The organism is Clostridium sp. MCC328, assembly GCF_018785465.1.
Lineage (GTDB): Bacteria > Bacillota > Clostridia > Lachnospirales > Lachnospiraceae > Pilosibacter > Pilosibacter fragilis.
On sequence record NZ_WQPW01000050.1, the window covers coordinates 1 to 790 of the forward strand.

Annotated in this window: 1 protein-coding gene; it reads right to left on the reverse strand. The window is 56.3% G+C overall.

Translation table 11 applies throughout. The features are described 5' to 3' along the window. The coding region (locus GPK83_RS08630) for a tetratricopeptide repeat protein (protein WP_215704563.1) at positions 1-790 on the reverse strand (790 nt) is incomplete at both ends.

A 790-nucleotide genomic window follows, 5' to 3' on the forward strand; every position in this document is an offset into this window, starting at 1 on the left:
GGTGGTTCTGCTCTGCTGCTCGTTCGTACCAGCAAATTGCCTTTTTCATATCCTGTTCCACGCCTTCGCCGTGGTCGTAATGCCAGCCGAGACTATGCATGGCAGCAGCATTTCCGCCCTCGGCGGCAGCAGTATACCAACGGATCGCTTCCGTCATATTTTGCTTCACGCCCACGCCATTTCTGTAATTCCAGCCAAGGCAGAACATGCAGTAAACACTTCCTGCCTCAGCTCCCCGCCGGTACCAGTAAAGCGCCCTGTCTTCGTTCTGTTCCACGCCTTTGCCGCGCTCGTAGCAGCATGCCAGATTATTCATGGATTGCAAATTGCCACACTGTGCGCCCTGCTCATACCATTTTATGGCTTCCTGCCAATTCTGCTCCACGCCATATCCCCTTTCATAGCACCAGCCAAGATTGCACATGGCATTGCCGTTGCCGCCTTCGGCACTGCGGCGATACCAGTAAAGCGCCCTGTCTTCGTTCTGTTCCACGCCTTCGCCGTGTTCGTAGCAGTATGCCAGATTATTCATGGATCGCAAATCGCCGCACTCCGCACCTCTGCGATACCAGGAAAAGGCCTGCTCCCAACTCTGCTCCACGCCGCAGCCCTTTTCATAGCAGTATCCCAGATCCGTCATTGCCACGCTCACGCCACTCTCTGCCGCCTCGCGGAACCAATGCACAGCATGCTCCCAGTTTTGCTCCACACCGTCGCCGTATTCATAGCATACGCCCAGCCGGTACATACCTTCACCGTAGCGCTGATACGCCGCCGCGCGCACCCAGTG